Source organism: Pseudomonas sp. ICMP 460, assembly GCF_002723595.1.
GTDB lineage: Bacteria > Pseudomonadota > Gammaproteobacteria > Pseudomonadales > Pseudomonadaceae > Aquipseudomonas > Aquipseudomonas kitaguniensis.
In genome coordinates this window covers 1-231 of record NZ_LKBR01000049.1, presented here as the reverse complement: position 1 = coordinate 231, position 231 = coordinate 1, and the positions used below count along the sequence as shown (strand labels likewise).

At 57.6% G+C, this 231-nt stretch carries 1 pseudogene; it reads left to right on the top strand.

Going from position 1 to position 231, the window contains the following annotated elements:
• A pseudogene (locus tag AO240_RS29090) lies at positions 1–231 on the top strand (lipase family protein); the annotation flags it as partial.

Here is a 231-nt window from a genome sequence, read left to right as displayed (position 1 = left end):
GCTCAAGGCCTCAAGCACAGTGGCAACCATTCAATGGTCGGAGGCTACATTCCCAATTGCTGGGCCGCGCTTCGACGCGCGCAGGAATCGCTGCAGCTCAAACGTTCGCTGGTCACCCCGCGTGAATTCGATTTTGTAGACGCTGCTCTGATCCGCATTAACCAACAGTTGTTCCTCCGCCGCCGAGACCTGTACGCGCGTGGCGATAAATACCGCGAAAGCCACGAACCT